Source organism: Streptomyces olivochromogenes, assembly GCF_001514115.1.
GTDB lineage: Bacteria > Actinomycetota > Actinomycetes > Streptomycetales > Streptomycetaceae > Streptomyces > Streptomyces olivochromogenes.
The window spans coordinates 12,084-27,852 of record NZ_KQ948483.1; the positions used below are offsets into that span (position 1 = coordinate 12,084).

General features: G+C 68.2%; 13 protein-coding genes and 2 pseudogenes. 7 read left to right on the forward strand and 8 right to left on the reverse strand.

Annotated features, from left to right (window positions below; all coding sequences use genetic code 11):
- The 3 genes and pseudogenes from AQJ27_RS46420 to AQJ27_RS46430 all read right to left on the reverse strand — a co-directional run.
- Window positions 1-335, reverse strand: a pseudogene (locus AQJ27_RS46420) (transposase); the annotation flags it as partial.
- 607 nt (window positions 336-942) lie between these two features.
- On the reverse strand, window positions 943-1,146 hold the full coding sequence (locus tag AQJ27_RS46425) for a hypothetical protein (protein ID WP_067383791.1): 204 nt from the start codon (window positions 1,144-1,146) through the stop codon (window positions 943-945).
- Between the two features lie 297 nt (window positions 1,147-1,443).
- Entirely contained in the window at window positions 1,444-2,997 is a 1,554-nt protein-coding gene (locus tag AQJ27_RS46430; RefSeq protein ID WP_067383794.1) for an alpha/beta hydrolase, read from the reverse strand.
- 779 nt (window positions 2,998-3,776) lie between these two features.
- Between AQJ27_RS46430 and AQJ27_RS46435 the strand changes: the two genes are divergently transcribed.
- The 3 genes and pseudogenes from AQJ27_RS46435 to AQJ27_RS53785 all read left to right on the forward strand — a co-directional run.
- A complete protein-coding gene (locus tag AQJ27_RS46435; RefSeq protein ID WP_235613923.1) occupies window positions 3,777-4,409 on the forward strand; it encodes a DUF2461 family protein in 633 nt (210 codons plus the stop codon).
- Between the two features lie 349 nt (window positions 4,410-4,758).
- Window positions 4,759-5,529, forward strand: coding sequence for an ATP-dependent DNA ligase (locus AQJ27_RS46440; RefSeq protein ID WP_096240504.1), 771 nt, complete (start codon window positions 4,759-4,761; stop codon window positions 5,527-5,529).
- Between the two features lie 357 nt (window positions 5,530-5,886).
- A pseudogene (locus AQJ27_RS53785) lies at window positions 5,887-6,087 on the forward strand (transposase); the annotation flags it as partial.
- Here AQJ27_RS53785 and AQJ27_RS46445 read toward each other — a convergent pair.
- Together AQJ27_RS46445 and AQJ27_RS53790 are read right to left on the reverse strand one after the other, a co-directional pair.
- Complete coding sequence (locus tag AQJ27_RS46445; RefSeq protein WP_067383797.1) at window positions 6,077-6,430, reverse strand: hypothetical protein; 354 nt, start codon at window positions 6,428-6,430, stop codon at window positions 6,077-6,079. The pseudogene AQJ27_RS53785 and the gene AQJ27_RS46445 overlap by 11 nt on opposite strands.
- A gap of 128 nt (window positions 6,431-6,558) precedes the next feature.
- Window positions 6,559-7,092 carry an NAD(P)-binding domain-containing protein gene (locus tag AQJ27_RS53790; protein ID WP_079065804.1) on the reverse strand — a complete coding sequence of 178 codons (534 nt, stop codon included), beginning with the start codon at window positions 7,090-7,092 and terminating at the stop codon, window positions 6,559-6,561.
- Between the two features lie 381 nt (window positions 7,093-7,473).
- Between AQJ27_RS53790 and AQJ27_RS46455 the strand changes: the two genes are divergently transcribed.
- From AQJ27_RS46455 to AQJ27_RS46465, 3 genes are all read left to right on the forward strand, one after another.
- Complete coding sequence (locus AQJ27_RS46455; protein WP_067383802.1) at window positions 7,474-8,775, forward strand: Dyp-type peroxidase; 1,302 nt, start codon at window positions 7,474-7,476, stop codon at window positions 8,773-8,775.
- Window positions 8,776-8,836: 61 nt separating this feature from the next.
- On the forward strand, window positions 8,837-9,886 hold the full coding sequence (locus AQJ27_RS46460; protein ID WP_067383805.1) for a YVTN family beta-propeller repeat protein: 1,050 nt from the start codon (window positions 8,837-8,839) through the stop codon (window positions 9,884-9,886).
- A 775-nt stretch (window positions 9,887-10,661) separates the two neighbouring features.
- Window positions 10,662-11,348: an SDR family NAD(P)-dependent oxidoreductase gene (locus tag AQJ27_RS46465; protein ID WP_067383932.1), complete on the forward strand. Its 687-nt coding sequence runs from the start codon at window positions 10,662-10,664 to the stop codon at window positions 11,346-11,348.
- A gap of 346 nt (window positions 11,349-11,694) precedes the next feature.
- Here AQJ27_RS46465 and ku read toward each other — a convergent pair whose 3' ends face one another.
- From ku to AQJ27_RS46480, 3 genes are all read right to left on the reverse strand, one after another.
- A complete protein-coding gene (ku, locus tag AQJ27_RS46470; protein ID WP_067383814.1) occupies window positions 11,695-12,480 on the reverse strand; it encodes a non-homologous end joining protein Ku in 786 nt (261 codons plus the stop codon).
- A gap of 178 nt (window positions 12,481-12,658) precedes the next feature.
- Window positions 12,659-12,928, reverse strand: coding sequence for a hypothetical protein (locus AQJ27_RS46475; protein WP_159064602.1), 270 nt, complete (start codon window positions 12,926-12,928; stop codon window positions 12,659-12,661).
- 415 nt (window positions 12,929-13,343) lie between these two features.
- A complete protein-coding gene (locus AQJ27_RS46480; protein WP_067383820.1) occupies window positions 13,344-14,132 on the reverse strand; it encodes a flagellin N-terminal helical domain-containing protein in 789 nt (262 codons plus the stop codon).
- Window positions 14,133-14,609: 477 nt separating this feature from the next.
- Here AQJ27_RS46480 and AQJ27_RS60385 point away from each other — a divergent pair, with 477 nt between their 5' ends.
- Window positions 14,610-15,386, forward strand: a complete 777-nt coding sequence (locus tag AQJ27_RS60385) for a hypothetical protein (RefSeq protein ID WP_159064603.1) — start codon at window positions 14,610-14,612, stop codon at window positions 15,384-15,386.
- Window positions 15,387-15,769 lie beyond the last annotated feature (383 nt).

Sequence of the window (15,769 nt, forward strand, 5' to 3'; positions counted from 1 at the left end):
CGGGAGGAGTCGATCACCGCCCTCGACCAGTCCAGCTTGTCCTTCGACCGCAGTCTCTCCAGCAGCAGCACATGCAACTGGCCCCAGACGCCGGCCTCGTTCCAGACCGCCAGGCGCCGCCAACAGGTCATACCCGAACCGAAGCCCAGCTCCTGGGGCAGGTACTCCCACTGGATTCCCGTGTACAGGACGAAGAGGATCCCGCACAGCGCCTGCCGGTCAGGCACTCAAGGTCTGCCCTCGACCAGCTTCGGCACAGGCTTGGGCAGCAACGGCTCGATGAGCGACCACAGTTCACCGGAAACGATCCAAGGCCGCGACTGACGTTTCCCCACAACCAGACCAACGAACAGACAAGCCAACAGTCACATGATCAACATCTTTTGTTAGAGCCAGTAAGGCCCGCTGGGTGAAGACCCCGTCACCCCGAGCGGAGTGCCGGTCTCCGAGGTGCCGGTTGCCCAGAGGTTGACCTGGACCGTCGTCAACCAGCCATCAATTGCGCCGAGCAGCAGCACGCATAACTGGCCCAAGCCCTCGCTCGGTACAGGGCCCCACGAAGGACTGCGCGTAGCCCACCGCAGTGCTGCCGAGCCGACGACAGAGTCGTGGCGGGCGGAGACCTGCCCCGCCCGCCACGACGGGTGAAGCTCGCCTGACCCCAGATGCCACAACGAGCAGCCCCCGACCGGGATCCGGTCGGGGGCTGCTCCACGTGCTGTGGCCGTGAAGGACGGTCGCCTACGCGGCGAAAGGCTCCGCAGGGCTTCAGCCGAACGATCTTCCCTGCTGGCTATAAATGAGGCCCGGGGACACTGTCCCCTCCACGTCCACACTCGCTACAACAGAGCCGCCTGCCCGCGCATTCCCCGCGGATCAGGGCTCGCCAGGCCGTTTTCTCCCGGGCCTGACAGCTCATGGCGCAGGACCTCCAGCGTCCTCTCACTCGCAGGCCCTCGCGATGTGCTCTCGGAAGGGGGTGACCTTCGGGTTCGTCAGCGCCTCCCGCCGCAGAGCTGCGAGCGCCTCGATCCATTCGACAGCGTCGTCGGGCAGGGTGTAAGGCTGCCCGCTCAGCCGCGGCGCCAGCCGCGGCGCCAAAGGTATCCGGCCCGGGTCCGGGAGCACGCGCGTGCGCACCACCATCTGGCGTTCGCAAGGAAGTTGGCGGGCGTCAGAGAATCTTTCGACCGTGCCGCCGCGACATGTCCTTCGCGGGCTCGCCCGTCCGGGACACGGAGCCGCCGGGGAATCACGTCGCTGTGGCCGAAGCCGTCAGGAGCGACCTCGCGGCCCGCCTGCACATCGTCCGGCTGCTCTGCCCCGACCACCGCACGCAGCCACCCGAAGGCGGCCTCGGACCGGGCGGTGTTGTCGTGCACGCCCGGGGCCCATGTGAGCGAACCGGTGTGCTGACGGCCGCCCGGCGGATCCGTATGAGCCTCAGGACATGCTGCCCCGGCACACCGTCCCCGGGGCCGGGGTGCGGCCCGTGCGGAGGTAGTGGTCGACCGTCCCCCTGACGCAGCGGTTCTGCGGGTATGTGCCGTGGCCCTCCTCCTCTGCCGTCAGGAGGACGCCGACGCCGTCACCCAGGGCACGGGCCATGTGACGGGCGCCGGAGTAGGGGGTGGTCGGGTCGCCGGTGCCGCCGACCACTAGGACGGGGGCCGCGCCGTCGGCGTTCACCTGGAGCGTGGCGCGCTCGCCGTCGAACGGCCAGTCGTAACAGAGGTAGACGCCGGTGGACCAGGCAGCGCCGAAGACGGGTGAGGCGGCTTTGACGCGGGCCTTGTCCCGGTCGAGGCGTTCGAAGCCGGGGCGCAGGCTGGAGTCCGCGCAGGTGATCGCGGTCTGGGCGACGCGGCTGAAGTCGCGCGGGGTCGCCGCCCGGTCGGCGGAGCCGATGTCTTCCGCGCCCTTGCTCAGCGGACGGCCGTTGTTGTGGTCGATCAGCGCGGTGAGGGCCTTGGCGAGCGGCGCCCAGCCGTCCGTGCCGAGGCGGAGATGGTCGCCGACGGCGTACGCGAGGTCGTCGGCGTCGAGGTTCCTTCCGGCGCCGGCCGGGGCGGGCTTCTTCTCCAGGCGGTCGGCCAGGCGCGCCATGCGCCGCGCGGCCTCCTCGGGCCCGTCGCCGGTCGGGCAGTGGCGGATACGGGCCGCGCAGTGCGCGGCGAACCGGTCGAACGCCGCCTGGACCGCCTTGACCTGCGACACCTGCTCCTCGTCGAGGTCCTCGGTCGGATCGACGGACGCTTCGAGGACGAGCCGTCCGACGTGCGACGGGTACAAGTGGGCGTAGACCGCGCCGAGCGCCGTTCCGTACGAGACGCCGAAGTAGTGCAGCCGCTCGTCGCCGAGGAGGTAGCGCATCAGGTCGAGGTCGCGCGCGGTGTGCGAGGTGCCGATGTACGGGAGGAGCGCCCCGGAGTGCTCGGCGCAGGCGTCGGCCCCGTCGTAGCCGGTGTCGTCCGCGGTCTTCCCGCAGCGCACGGGGATGGTCGCGCCGACGCCGCGCGGGTCGAAGGAGACCAGGTCGTAGCGGTCGAGGAGCGGCTCGTACTGGTTGAGGCGTTCGGGCAGTCCGCTCACGCCGGACACGCCGGGGCCGCCGAAGTTGAGGACGAGCGAGCCGATGCGCCGGGCGTTCGGGCCGGTGGCCTTGCGGCGGATCAGGGCGACCTCGATCGTCCTGCCCTCCGGTTTCCGGTAGTCGAGGGGGGCCTTCATGGTGGCGCAGTCGTAGCCCGTGTGCGCGGTGGGCGGCGAGGTGCAGTTGGACCAGTGGAGGTGCTGGCCGGTGGTGAGCGCGGTGGGCAGACCGGAGGGCGGGTTGCTCGCGGTGAACTCCGTACGCGGCTCCGCATTTCGGCCGTGAGCGTCGTGCTGGAGCCAGGCGCTGACGGCCCCGATCGCGGCGAGGACGACCACGGCGATGATGCGCGCGCCGACCGAGAGGCCCGGTCTGCGGCTTCGTATCGGATGTGCGTCACTCATCGAAATCCCCGCGCTCCCGCCCCTGGACGCCCGCCCCGTGCCGGCATGCCCGTACCCGTGATCGTCAGATCGTCGAATGCGTGCAGGATACAAGCCGCCTCCGACAGCACGGCCGGATGCCCGGCGTGCGATGTCCGGGGCGGCGGGCTCGTCACGGCCGGTCAGCCGGTGGCGGAGGGGGACACGGCTCGACCACCGGTGTGCGGGCGCCGCCCAGGTCCGACAACCGGCGGTGGCTATGTCACGTAGTGGATGTCGTTCCGACTCGCGCCGACGGGAGCCGGGTTCGCGGCGACTTCTTCGGAGCTTCCCTCCACGGCGCCGCCTTCGATCGCGGCGATGAGGTGCCGGACCTCATCCGGGCGGGCGCCCGCAGCTTCGAGGAGCGCGGCCGCGCAGCGGCGGGCGTGCGCGGCCTACGCGCCTGCGCGATGACCAGTGGTAACTTCGCCCGCTGCGTGTCATTGCCCATGTGGGCGTCTCCTTGGCGATTCCGATCCGATGGTGTTCTCCTGCCGGACGGTCGTGCCGGGTGCGTGTCAAAGGAAATGACGCCGCTCCACAGCGGTCGGGGCATCACAGACCTCCACGACAACCCCGAGCCCCACCAGTGTGGGATCTCAAGTTCGGCTGCACAATCTTCACCGCCCGCCTCATATCGACTGCACTCTCGACTGGCCGGCGAACGCCGCCGCAGGACCTCCCACCTTGTCTCGGGTCACGGCTCCCTACCCGTCTCACTCTCCGCGCGCGGACCATGGGTGAGCTAACCTGCCCGCATGCGCGGACAGTTCACCGGCTGGCCGGAGCAGGCCATGGACGTGTTGTGGCAGCTCCAGGGCGAACCGACCCACGCGACCCGCGAGCGCTGTCGCGCAGACCGCGAACGCCTGGTCCGGCAGCCGATGATCGCCCTTCTCAACGAGGTCGCGGACACCGACCCCCGATACGAGGACTTCTCCGTCTGGCACTACCGCACCGACTCCTGGTGGTGGCAGCACCAGAGCGCGGTGATCCGGCTCGGCCGCAAGATCGAGATCGGTCTCCGGTTCGCCCTGGACGGCCTGCGGGTCCAGGGCGCCTGGTGGTACCCCGATCCCGGACAGGTGGACATGTTCCGCAAAGCCGTGGCCTCCGAGGGGAGCGGCCGCGAACTGTCCGCCATCGTCGAGGACGTGCGGAAGAAGGGCTACGACATCTCTGGGGACCTGATGAAACGCCCCCCACGCGGCTATCCGACGAACCACACCCGTACGAACCTGCTGCGCCACCGTTCGCTGATAGCCGCCCGTCCCCTCGGCTGCGAGGAGTGGCTGCACACCCCCGAGGCGGTCGACCGGGTCCTCTCGGCCGCCGCCGACCTGGACGCCTTGCTGATGTGGCTGGTCCGCCACGTGAAGCGCGCCGCCTGACATCACGAGGGCGCCGCGCGGCACGGGAGGAACCACACCCGTGTCGCCGAACCTGGCGGGGATGCACCGAGAGCCGAGACAACCGCAGATGAAACAGCGTGAGGCACCGCGAGAAGCCGCAGGTCACGGCCTTGATGTATGCAGCGAAGCGCGAGACCCTACAACCAGCGGATGAGCCCCCGCCACGGCACCCTTCCCGACGACACCGACGGGCGCCGCGGCTACGGCCGCCGCAGGCTGGACGGGTGGACTGGCCCGTCTCCGTCGCCCTCGCCCAGTCCGTACCGGAACTGCCCACCGGAACGGACTGGAGCTACGAGGTGAAACTCGACGGCCACAGAATGATCATGTGGCGGACCGACGACGGGGCCCGCCTGCCCGCTCCGGACGCGATGTCACCGCCGCATGGGGCGACCTCGCCCTCGCCGGCCACCACCTCCCCGCCGGGACCGTCCTCGACGGCGAGGCCGTCATCACCACCGATGACGGACGAATCAGCTTCGAGGCCGCACAAGCCCGAGCCGCCTCCGCTCCCGCCCGCGCCCGCCAACTGGCCACCCAGCACCCCGCCCACTACATCGCCTTCGACGCCCTGCAACTGCCGTCCGGCGACGTCCGGCCGCGTCCGTACAGCGAGCGCCGCGCCGCTCTCCTCAGCCTCCTGGCAGAGCTGCCCGCGAGCACCCCGATCCAGGCCGTCTCCGCGACCACCGATCGCGACACCGCACTCACCTGGTACACCACCCTCCACAGCCAGGGCGTCGAAGGCAGCGTCGCCAAACGTGCCACCTCCCTCTACCGGGCCGGCCGCACCGGGGCATGGCCGAAGATCCGGCATGCCGAGACTGTCGATGCCGACGTGATCGGCTACACCGGGCCGAAGACCCGGCCCCGCGCGCTCGCGGTACGGCTACCGAACGGACGTACCGCACTCACGCAGACACTATCGGCGCCGCTCGCTGCGCAGATTGCGCAGGTCCTGGTTGCGGTCGGTCCAGCAGAGCATGGCCGCGCAGACACCAGTGAGACCTACACCAGGATTCCTTCTGGCCTTGCCGTCGTGGAAGTTCTGGCAGGTACCACCCGCCACGCCGTCGTGACCCCGGTACGCCTGCGCTGAACGCCGATGAGGTCCAGAGTGTGGCCGCCGGCATCAAAATTTCGGACTTCTTTGGCGTAGTCATCACGCAAGCGCGGCCAGACCGCCAGTTGGCCACGCGGTGCGACCAACAGCGCCTTTACCCGTGCTCGCTCGGCTCGGTGGGGTCGTCGGGAGAACTAGTCAGCGGATTCCCCGGCCTGTCACTGGAGGTCCTGCTCAGAGAACGGAGCACGTCGGCTGGTTCGGTAGCCCGTAGGGCTCGGCGTTCATAGATGCCGTGCAGCAGGCTGTTCCATGCGCCCACGAGTTGCTGCGAGCAGCTGACGACCGTGAAGAACACCGTGAGGCCGCTGATGACCGGCCATGGCGCGTCGGCGAGTTGCCCGCAAGGGCGTCGAGTCCTCACAACGGTTGGGCCAGCATCGCTGGGTAGTTGAGAGAACCGTCTCCTGGCTGGCAGGTTGCCGACGTCTTCACCGTCGCTACGAACGCAAGGCCGAACACTTCCTCGCCTTTGTTGGCATCGCCGCATCCCTCATCGGCTACCGCCGATTGGCAGCCCTGCTCAGGACCTGAGCCGGTCCAGCTGCACGTCGAAACAGACCAGCCCCATCGAGGCCGCCAGGGTGGCCGCGTAGGCCGACGCTTCCTCGGCCATGCTCCAGCTCATCCCGAAGTAGATGAGCGGACCGCTTGCACTGTCGATCAAGGGCCCGACCGACCAAGGAGAGGTCTCTTCCTCGTCAGCGGTGATGTCGCACCACCGCTCAAGAAGCGTGGTGACGTAAGCCTTGATGCGTTCAGATGAAGGCTCGGGCTCACCGTCGAGATAGCGGTCGTACAGGTCGTTGAAGACCCGGCCGGCGACTTTGTCATCCGCCGGCCGCTCGCCTTCCCAGACAGCCAGGTCGTAGCTCATGCCAGGAGGCTCTCACACTGCATTGCACACATCTGAGCTGGTCAACAGCACTCGCTCTAGCCAAAAGAAACGACGTCTTAGTGCGTTGTGGCAAACCGGATCTCGTTCGAGATGGGCGGCTCGGGTGATCATCCGAGAACACCTTCTCCACCAGCTCCTCGCGCTTGGCGCGCTCTTCCTCGTCGTGGTCGTACAGGAGCCCCAACTCCTCCGACTCCGCCAAAGGCCCTTCGCTCACCCGCATAGCCGCCGTACGCAACGTTCTGACCAGCAAGATGGGCAGCGTAAAGGCCCACGAGTCCCAAGTCCGCGGCCCGTTGGGCCAGATCAGCGGTGGCGTCGGGTCCGACGGTGGAGCTCTGCAGCAGGATCTGACCGCCGTGCACGCCCGACGCGGCAGCGGTGAGCGCGGCGGCGACGGACAGGCCGTCGTTGAGCATGGTCACGATGACATCCGCGCCCCGTACGGCTTCCTCCGCCGTCTCGGTGACCGTGGCGCCGTCGGCGGCGAGAGGAGCCGCCTTGGACTGCGTACGGTTCCAGACGCGGACGCCGAGTCCCGTCCGGAGCAGGCTCCGCGCCATCCCTGATCCCGTGATCCCGGTACCGAGGACGGCCACGGTCGGCCGCTTGCGGGTGACGTGGACAGGTGCGGACGTCATGAGAGCGTGGTCCCTTCGTGGGCCGTGCCCCGCGCCGGCGCGGGGCGGTGAGAGGTCAAAGTTGCCGCAATGCGCCGTCGAGCACGACACCGTGCACCGCTCTGGCGAGTCGCGATCCCCACCGCGAGCGCGGGCCCGCGAACGGCTCCGCCGCCACTCCGGGTCGGCGATGGCGGGTTGGCCGAAGGGCGGCTCTCCAGTGGCGCAAGTGCGCGCGTCCAATATATTACGTTTTGCGGAACATTTAAGTATCTGGCGGCAATCCCGACGCTGGTCGGGCTGCCGCACGCGGTCGCGCGCCATGTGCCGGGGCCGGCTCACGGAATCTGATCGCGGCGGCACCGCACGACTTGCCGCCTGGATCCTTGCCTGAGGGGAACCATGGCTGACGAGATATCCGCGACCCTGGAGGAAGGGTGGAGCGGCGAAGGGTGCCCGGCGAGTGCGTTTGCCCGGCGGTCGTTTCTGCACGGCGCCGCCGCAAGCGTGGCCGGAGCGGCGGGCGGGGCCGTCTTGGCCAGCGGTGCGGCGAGTGCCGACTCGATGGTCGGAATCAAGGCGGAACCGAAATCCCGCACGATTCCGTTTCATGGCTACCACCAGGCAGGCATCGCCACCCTGCCCCAGCAGGACGCAATTTTCGTCTCGCTCGACGTGACCGCCTCCAACCGCGCGGAACTCACCGACCTGTTCCGCACGCTGACCTCGCGAGCCCGCTTCCTCACGGCGGGCGGCAGACCACCGAAGGTGCCCCCGACCGCAGCGCCGTCGGACAACGGCATCATGGGACCCACGTTCGTGGCGGATGGTCTCACCCTGACAGTCGGAGTGGGCGCGTCCCTCTTCGACGACCGCTACGGATTGAGCAAGCGCAAGCCGGTCCAGCTCGTCAAGATGACGCCCTTCCGCCATGACGACCTGGACCCCGCGCTGAGCCAGGGTGACCTGCTGATCCAGATCTGCGCCGATCACCGTGACACGACGGTGCACGCATTGCTCGACATCCTGACCCACACCAAGTCCGCGGCAAAGCTGCGCTGGCGCATTGACGGCCAGCGCAATCCGGAGCGTCCCGTCGGTATCCGGCGCGACTGGTTCGGTTTCAAGGACGGAATCTCCAACCCGACCCTCTCCGACGAGACCCAGATGAATCAGGTGGTCTGGGTCCAGCCGAAGAGCGGCGAACCGGCCTGGGCCGCAGGCGGCACGTACCACGTGGTGCGTATCGTGCACTTCTTCATCGAGGCGTGGCAGAAGGTGCCCGTGGCTCAACAGGAGCGGATCTTCGGCCGCCGCAAGGCGAGTGGCGCTCCCATGTACGCCGTGGATGAGAACGCCACGGATCTCCTCGACCCCATCTACACCAATGACCCGCAGGGCCTGATCACCGCGCTGAACTCTCACATCCGCCTCGCCAATCCCCAGACTCCGCAGACCGCGGCGACCAGCACGATCCTGCGTCGCAGTTACGACTACGACCGGAGCTTCAACCTGCCGGAACTCGACATGGGGCATGCATTCGTCTGCTTCCAGCAGGAGCTGAACACCTACATCGCCATGCAGACCCGCCTGGAAGACGAAGCACTGGTGCCGTTCATCAGCCCAAGGGGCGGGGGTTACTTCTTCGCGCTTCCCGGTGTTCGGGACGAGAAGGACTACTACGCCCGCGGGCTCCTGGCCTGATCCTTCCCTTCCACCGGGCCCGGTCCCGGTCCCAACCATCGCAACGCGCACAGGAGGCGAGATGTTCTCTGCCCTGCGGACCCGAGCCGGCAGCGGCCGCCGGCCAACCGGCAGGACGCTCCGACCGGTACTCGCGGCGGGCATCGGGATCCTGTTGATCTCCTGTACGCCCGCCCCCTCAGTCCACAAGGACACCGCCTATGTGCCGGCCGCGCCCGCCCGCGCTGGTGCCAATGGTCGCGTGTATGTCACGAACCAGCAGGACAACACGCTCTCGGTGATCGACGCCGGCACCTACAAGGTCGTCGCCACCGTGCCGGCCGGCGTGGCGCCCGAAGGCGTCGCGGTCGCCAAGGACGGCAAACACGTGTACATCGCCAACAGCGGCTCGGCCCGGGTCTCGGTCCTCGACACCAGGAACAACAAGATCGTCAAAACCGTGACGGTCGGGAAGAGCCCCACCGGTGTCGGGCTCAGCCCCGATGGCAGGTCCCTCTACGTCACCAACGGCAGTTCGAACACCGTCTCGGTGATCGACACCCGAACCAACCGGGTGGCCGCGACCATCCCGGTCGGCAAGTCCCCTGTGAACGTGGCGTTCAGTCCTGACGGCCGTACGGCCTACGTGGCAAATTCCGGGTCCGGCAACCTGTCGGTCATCGACACCAGCACGCACCGAGTCGCCCGGAAGCTTTCCGCAGGGCACTCCCCGGTCGGCGTCGCCATCACCCCGGACGGCAAGTCGGCCTACGTCGCCGACGAAGTGGGAACGCGCGTCCTCGCCGTCGGAACCGGCACCCGCAAGGTCACCCCCGTGCAGGTTGGCGAGGGCCCCTTCGACGTGGCCGTCGCGCCCGACGGGCACCACGCCTACTCTGCCAATCTCGGCCCGGGAAGCGTATCCGTGATCGACATCCCCAATAACCGCGTCTCGGCGAACATTGCCGTGGGCCCTGTCGGCACCGACCCGTTCAACCTGGAGGTCACCAACGAGGCGATCTATGTCACGAATCAGGGAGCGGGCACCCTCGCGGTCATCGACCCGCATTCCCGCAAGGTCGTCGCGACTGTCACCCTCGGTGCCAGCCCCTACGGCGTGGCAGTGAGCTGAGCCCGCGGCAAGCCGGTTGCTGTCCCGGCGCGCCACAGCGAGCAGCCGCTCGGATCTTCTGCGGGACAGCCCTTGGTCAACGGCCGTCCGGGACCGCCTGCAAGCGACCCGTCGCGTCTGGCCATGACAAGGACGACCTCGCCGCAGTCGACTGCCTGAGGACGCCGCCGTCGTAGCCTGTGGGCCGACGGTCCGTTCCCGGCCCGCCTAGGGTCACCAGAGCAGTAGCAAGGCGGCAGTTAGTGCGACGGTCAGTACGACGCCTGCTGCCAGTGGCCCCCCGGGCCGGCCGGCGGCGCGCAGCGTTCCTGCGGATGTCGGCTCCGGCGTTCCGGTAGCGCACTGCGGCGTGGGCCGGGCCGGCCGCTCCGCCAGCCATCCGCAGAGCTCCTGCGGCCAGTGACCGAGTTTGGCCGTATTCGATGAAATTGGCCACAGCCAGCCCGAGCGCCATAGCGCGGGAAGGTGAACCGGGCCTTGTCGAGCATGCCTCGGTCGATGGTGTCCGTCAGGGGTGCTGCGTGTGCACCACGATCCAGTCACTCTGCAAGCCTCCATCTGCAGCCAATTGCTGACGTCTACGGCGAGCATGATCCGCCCGTCCGCCGCAACGCGCCAGAATGGCTCCACTGGCTTCGAGTCGGTAGGCGACGCGGTTGGGGGTTCTGAGTCTGTGTGTCACCGGAGCTGGATCGGTTCAGCTGCGCCCCCGCTGAATCTTGCTTGTACGCAATTCGTTGTCAGCTACCCGTCGACCTGAATGGACCACTGGATCGTGACGAGCTCGATCATCGTCGGAGGAAGTAGCGGACTGGGCCGCGCACTGGCCCAGCGGTTCGCCGACCGTGGCGACACGGTCGTCATCACCAGCCGCACCACGGCACACGCCAACGCGGTGGCCGGCGAGATCGGCGGCCTGACCACAGGCCTGGCCGTTGACCTGTCGCGGCCGGAGACGATCGCCGCCGCGCTCGGCGATGTTCGCGCGGTCGACAACCTGGTGATCACCGCCGCCAAACAGGGCGTCAACTCCCTCGCAGACTTCGATATCGCCGAAGCCATCGAGTCCGTGACCACCAAACTGGTGGGCTACACCGAGACTGTGCGGGCCCTACGTGACCGGTTCAACCCCGGTGCGTCGGTCGTGTTCTTCGGGGGCCTGGCCAAGGAACGCCCCTACCCCGGTTCCACCATGGTGACCGCCTTCAACGGCGGCGTTACCGGCCTGGTGAAGACCCTGGCCGTGGAAATCGCACCCCACCGCATCAATGCGATCCATCCGGGCGTGGTGGGAGACAGCGCGAAGTGGCGCGACGCGCCCGAGCACCCCCACCTGGCGCGTACCCCTATCGGACGCCTCGTGACGACCGCGGAGGTCGTCGATGCCACCGACTTCGTCCTCCGCAACACCGGCGTCAACGCCCTGGACCTGTTCGTCGACGGGGGACTGCGCGTCACCTGACTCATCGCGAACCGGACAGCCACACCGACCAACGGCCGATCGAGCTCCGCAGGGGGCTCCTTCGGGGCCAGCGTCGGCCACGCATTGAGACGTTCGCTCACAGAGAGCCTCCCAGGCGCGGTTTTATGTCGTCGGCTGGAGGTGTCACGTCACCTGCCGCTGGCAGGCGTGGGAAGAGGTAATCCTCGACGGCGTCCGTGGCGAAGAGGAACGCGATCATCAGGCTGGGCATGAGCAGAGCGAGCAGGACCACAGGACCTCCCGGGGGATGGTCGGCCTGTGCAGCCGATGGTGCCGCTTCCAGGGTGAACCCGAATGGGGTAATGCGCATGTCATGCGTGGTGGGCTACGGCCGAGGGCGGGCCGCCGGGCGCCCGTGCGCCTGCTCGGCAGCCCGAACACTCTCTTCCAGTGCTGCCAACAGATCCAGCGCCGGGGTGGGCTCCGCTGGCTCGACGAGTTCACCGCCGGTGATCTTCGCGTCCACGAGCTGCTCAAGGGCGTGGGCGTACTCGTCGTGGACCTCGCCGATGTTGATGCCGGCGAGTTCCCGGATCAGCACCTCGGCCAGCTCTAGTTCCCGGTCAGTGACCGGTGTGGAGGGTGCGAGGTCTCCGGGGTCGCGTAGTTCGTCCTGCCACAGGAGAGTCTGGAGGATGAGAATGCCGTGGCGGGGGCGGAGCAGCGCCAGGCGCTCCCGGCCGCGGAGGGCTACCTTGGAGACGGCGACGTTGCCGGTGCGGGCGAGTGCCTCGACGAGCAGGGTGTACGGGCGGTCGGCGCCCGGTCCGGGAGCGGCGTAGTAGGGCCGTCCGAAACTGATCGGGTCGATGTCCTCGGAGGGCACGAAGCCGAGCACGTCGACGGTCCGTTTTGTGGGCAAGGGCAGACGGGCTAGGTCCTCCTCCGTGAGCGGCACCATGCGCCCGTCTGGCAGGGCATAGCCCCTGCCGACTTGTTCGTAGGGGATTTCTCGGTTCTCGGCCTTGCAGATGCGGCGGTGCTCGACGCGGCTGCCATCGTCGACATGGATTTCGTGAAGGCGCACGGGATGCTCCTCCGTGGCCGCGTACAGCCTGATCGGCAGCGCGACCAACCCGAACTGGATCGTCCCGGACCACGTGGCCTTCATGCATCCAGGGTGATCCGCCAGCAGGTGGCGCGCATCCCGGTCGCTTTGGCTGAGCAAGTGGGGTGGAGTGTCCCTTCGCGCCGAACCCTGGTCGCATCTCATCGAACGTTAAGTGGGAACAAGCGCAGGGGCGGGTCCTCTCGGATCCGGTCCTGCGCTTCCTTCTGCCGATCACGCCTCAGTCGTAGTTGCAGATGACGTAGTCCGCCCCTTGCTGCTCGGCATGCGTGCCGGGGCCGCACTCCCGGTAGACGAATTGGCCGTTGACACAGGTATAGAAGCCCTGCCCTGCGGCCCACATCGCCCCGTCCCGGCAGCCGTAGCCGGGGTAGCCGTCTGACGTGCTGGTTGCTGCGGCGCTGATGCCGGACAAGGGGATGGCAGCCGCGCCGGCCAAGAGCAGGGCGGTGACGATCGAGCGAATCCGCACGGGGTCTCCCATTCTCATGAGGTCGGGAGCCACACCTATCGCGTGCCGACCTCTGTCACACCGTGGACCCGGTGCACCTGACCCGAAAGAGTGGCGCCCACCAACCTTCGGTGAGAATCACTGTCCCGTTGCGAATGATCTGGTCCGTACACCCAGCTGTGACCAGCCACGACCGGATCAACTGAGACGCCGGGGCGCCGAGAATCTCAGGTGATCCGGTCCGGGGACGCCGGACCAGAGTGATTGCTGCAGGGCCGTTCGGCTGCTCTCTCGTCGAGGAACGGTGCCGGGTACGGCATCGACGATTCCGGATCGGTGGCGTGTCACATGATGCCCATCGGCACCGGCAGTTCACTGCAGAAACCCATGCCACGGTGGGCTCGGTCCAGCGACTAGACGATGCGACGGAGTTGATCGGCGAACATGGGACGCGTCAGGACTCGGCCGTCGTGATCTCGACCGTCAAGCCGTCCGCAACGGTGCCCCCACCCTCGGGAGCACCGTTGGCGGTCAGGCCCTCCACCGTGTAGTCCGCACTGCGGATCGCGGACTCCAGACGATTTTGGAACGCTCCCAGATTCGAAAGCTGATCCGTGACGCTGCGGAGCGCGACATCAATCTTCGCGATGGAAGAGTTGGCGTCGACCACCGTCATGACATTGACCGGGCCAGATGCCTGGATGCTCCTTTGTTCCGCTAGTGGCTCACCCTGGCCGGCGTCCGCAGCGTCGGCTTCGCCGACGAACAGGGACTGGATGTTGGCGGCGAAGAGATTCACCGCGAGTGCCTCGTCGGTGTTTGCCCCCACGTGTACGCGCAGGGTCCAGGATGCCTGGGCGTCTGCGAGGGATGCCGGGTCCTTGATCTCGGCAGGGGCTATGCCCAGCTCGTCGGCGGCTTTCACGTTGGCCTCGGCGGAGGCATCGGTGAGCATCCGCATCCTGTTGATGGATGCCTGCTCCGCGATGCGGTCAATCTCGTCGGTCAGTTCGTCGATCTCGATCTGGATCGCTGAGCGGTCCTCCTCGCCGTACGTCCCGTTCGCCGACTGGATCGAGAGCACCCTTTGCCGCTGGAGGATGGTGGCGAGCTCGTCGAGATGGGCCTCGGTGGTCTGCACGAGGCTGACGACATGCGCAGCGGGGATAGCGATCGGCTGCGCGTCGGATCTGGTGGTGCTCTCGGTCTCAGCCGTCGTGCCGGACGTGTCCTCAGTCGCCATAGTCGTCCCTGCCTACTCAAGAGGTGTGGTCGAGGACGTGCTGTCCCCTGCGTCTCCCCCACCTCACCTACTCATCGTAGCGATTTGGTAACCCTCCGCATTAGCGCCCGGTCATGTCCACGACCGCCCGCGGGCGGAGGGTCAGGTGTTGGTACGCCAGGCGATGTCCGGTGGCGGTGAACGTGGTGAGTTCGGCCGCGCGCCCCGGGCCGACTTCACCACTACCTCTGATGTGACTGAGCGCCGTAGATGGCCCGTCTGGCCAAGTAGGCGCTCAGCCCGCCTGGGGGCCGCCCTCTCCGACCTGGCCCAGACACCACGAATGCCCCCACCAGGGGCGGTGAGGGTATCGGTCGCGTTCGGCGGGAGGCGGGGATTATCTGTGCTGGTCAGCCGCAACTTGTGCGCCCCCCAATTGAGTGACCGGCCGCCAGGTTAGGGGGCTAGGGCCCACGTGCCGTCGTAGCGTCCTCGGGTATGACGACGAACTATCCCCGGCACCGAGTGCCCACGCTTTTGGCCGCAGCCGTTGCGCTGACGGTCGGGGGCGTGGTGGTGCCCGTGACACTGGCCTCTCCGGCCGACGCCGCGAACACCTGCGTAAGTGGCGTCACGTTCAACACCGCAGGAGCTGCGTCCTGCGAGCTCCCGAAAGGCGGCCTGACGGTCACGGTGACCGTCATCGGTGCGGGTGCCGGTGGCGGCGGTGGCGGCTTCGGCACTGGGGGTGGTGGCGGTGGCGGCGGTGGCGGCGGGCGCATGGAGTGCCACTTCTACGTCACGCACGCCGACGACGTGCGCATCACCGTGGGCCGGGGCGGGTTGGTCGGCGCCCGTGGCACTAGCCCAGCCAGAGGCGGCTCGGGTCATGGCGGCAAGGGCGGGGACGGCGGCGCCACCTCTGTCATCCTCGGCAACCGCACCGAGACCATGCCCGGCGGTATCGGCGGCGGCGGCGGGCTCCGCTACGTCAATTTCGGAGGCAACACCGGCGGCGCCGGCGGCACGAGCCCCAGCGCGGGTCCCTGTGGGTACAGCAGGGGCGGCACGGGTGCCAGCGGCACCAAAGGCCCCGGCAACGACATCGATGGCGGCAAAGGTGGCGCCGGCGGAAGCCCCGCTTCCCCGGCTCCCCCCTCCTGCGGCGCCGCAGGCCGCGGCGGCGCAGGTGGCGACGCTGGCGGCGGCCGCGCCCACGACGGCGAGTACGGCGAAGTCGGGCACGCCGGGTGCGTCGTCGTCAGATTCCACTAGCGGCACCCGTACAACCCCACACCGCTGACCGTCGCCCCGGTACGAGCCGACCAACGCCCGTGCCGGGACAAGGCCCCGCCCATGATCGACGATCTTTCACCGAACCGGCGGGTGAAACGGAGGCCGCCGGGTAGGGCTCCCGGCGCGGGCAGACGGTCGCGGGCCTGCGCCAGCATCGGTTCCATTGGCGGTCGCAGCACCATGCATCCGGTCTACGGCCCTGTCGCTGAAACCGCGACTTGAACGGGCCCGCTCAGGGGTTATGCACAGGTCCATGCACGGTGTACGTAGAGCCGAACCGTATGCCAGCGGCGCGGCGGCAGAGACGGAGGGAGGCTGGGCTGGGCTGGGCTGCGCTGCTCGTGGGGCCGCCCCGGTGGGAG

Coding starts and splice junctions, on each gene's coding strand:
- AQJ27_RS60385 (WP_159064603.1), top strand. CDS start 14,610: ATGACGACGAACTATCCCCGGCACCGAGTGCCCACGCTTTTGGCCGCA.
- AQJ27_RS46425 (WP_067383791.1), bottom strand. CDS start 1,146: ATGGTGGTGCGCACGCGCGTGCTCCCGGACCCGGGCCGGATACCTTTG.
- AQJ27_RS46445 (WP_067383797.1), bottom strand. CDS start 6,430: ATGAGCTACGACCTGGCTGTCTGGGAAGGCGAGCGGCCGGCGGATGAC.
- AQJ27_RS46475 (WP_159064602.1), bottom strand. CDS start 12,928: ATGAGAATGGGAGACCCCGTGCGGATTCGCTCGATCGTCACCGCCCTG.
- ku (WP_067383814.1), bottom strand. CDS start 12,480: ATGAAGGCCACGTGGTCCGGGACGATCCAGTTCGGGTTGGTCGCGCTG.
- AQJ27_RS46430 (WP_067383794.1), bottom strand. CDS start 2,997: ATGAGTGACGCACATCCGATACGAAGCCGCAGACCGGGCCTCTCGGTC.
- AQJ27_RS46460 (WP_067383805.1), top strand. CDS start 8,837: ATGTTCTCTGCCCTGCGGACCCGAGCCGGCAGCGGCCGCCGGCCAACC.
- AQJ27_RS46455 (WP_067383802.1), top strand. CDS start 7,474: ATGGCTGACGAGATATCCGCGACCCTGGAGGAAGGGTGGAGCGGCGAA.
- AQJ27_RS53790 (WP_079065804.1), bottom strand. CDS start 7,092: ATGACGTCCGCACCTGTCCACGTCACCCGCAAGCGGCCGACCGTGGCC.
- AQJ27_RS46435 (WP_235613923.1), top strand. CDS start 3,777: ATGCGCGGACAGTTCACCGGCTGGCCGGAGCAGGCCATGGACGTGTTG.
- AQJ27_RS46480 (WP_067383820.1), bottom strand. CDS start 14,132: ATGGCGACTGAGGACACGTCCGGCACGACGGCTGAGACCGAGAGCACC.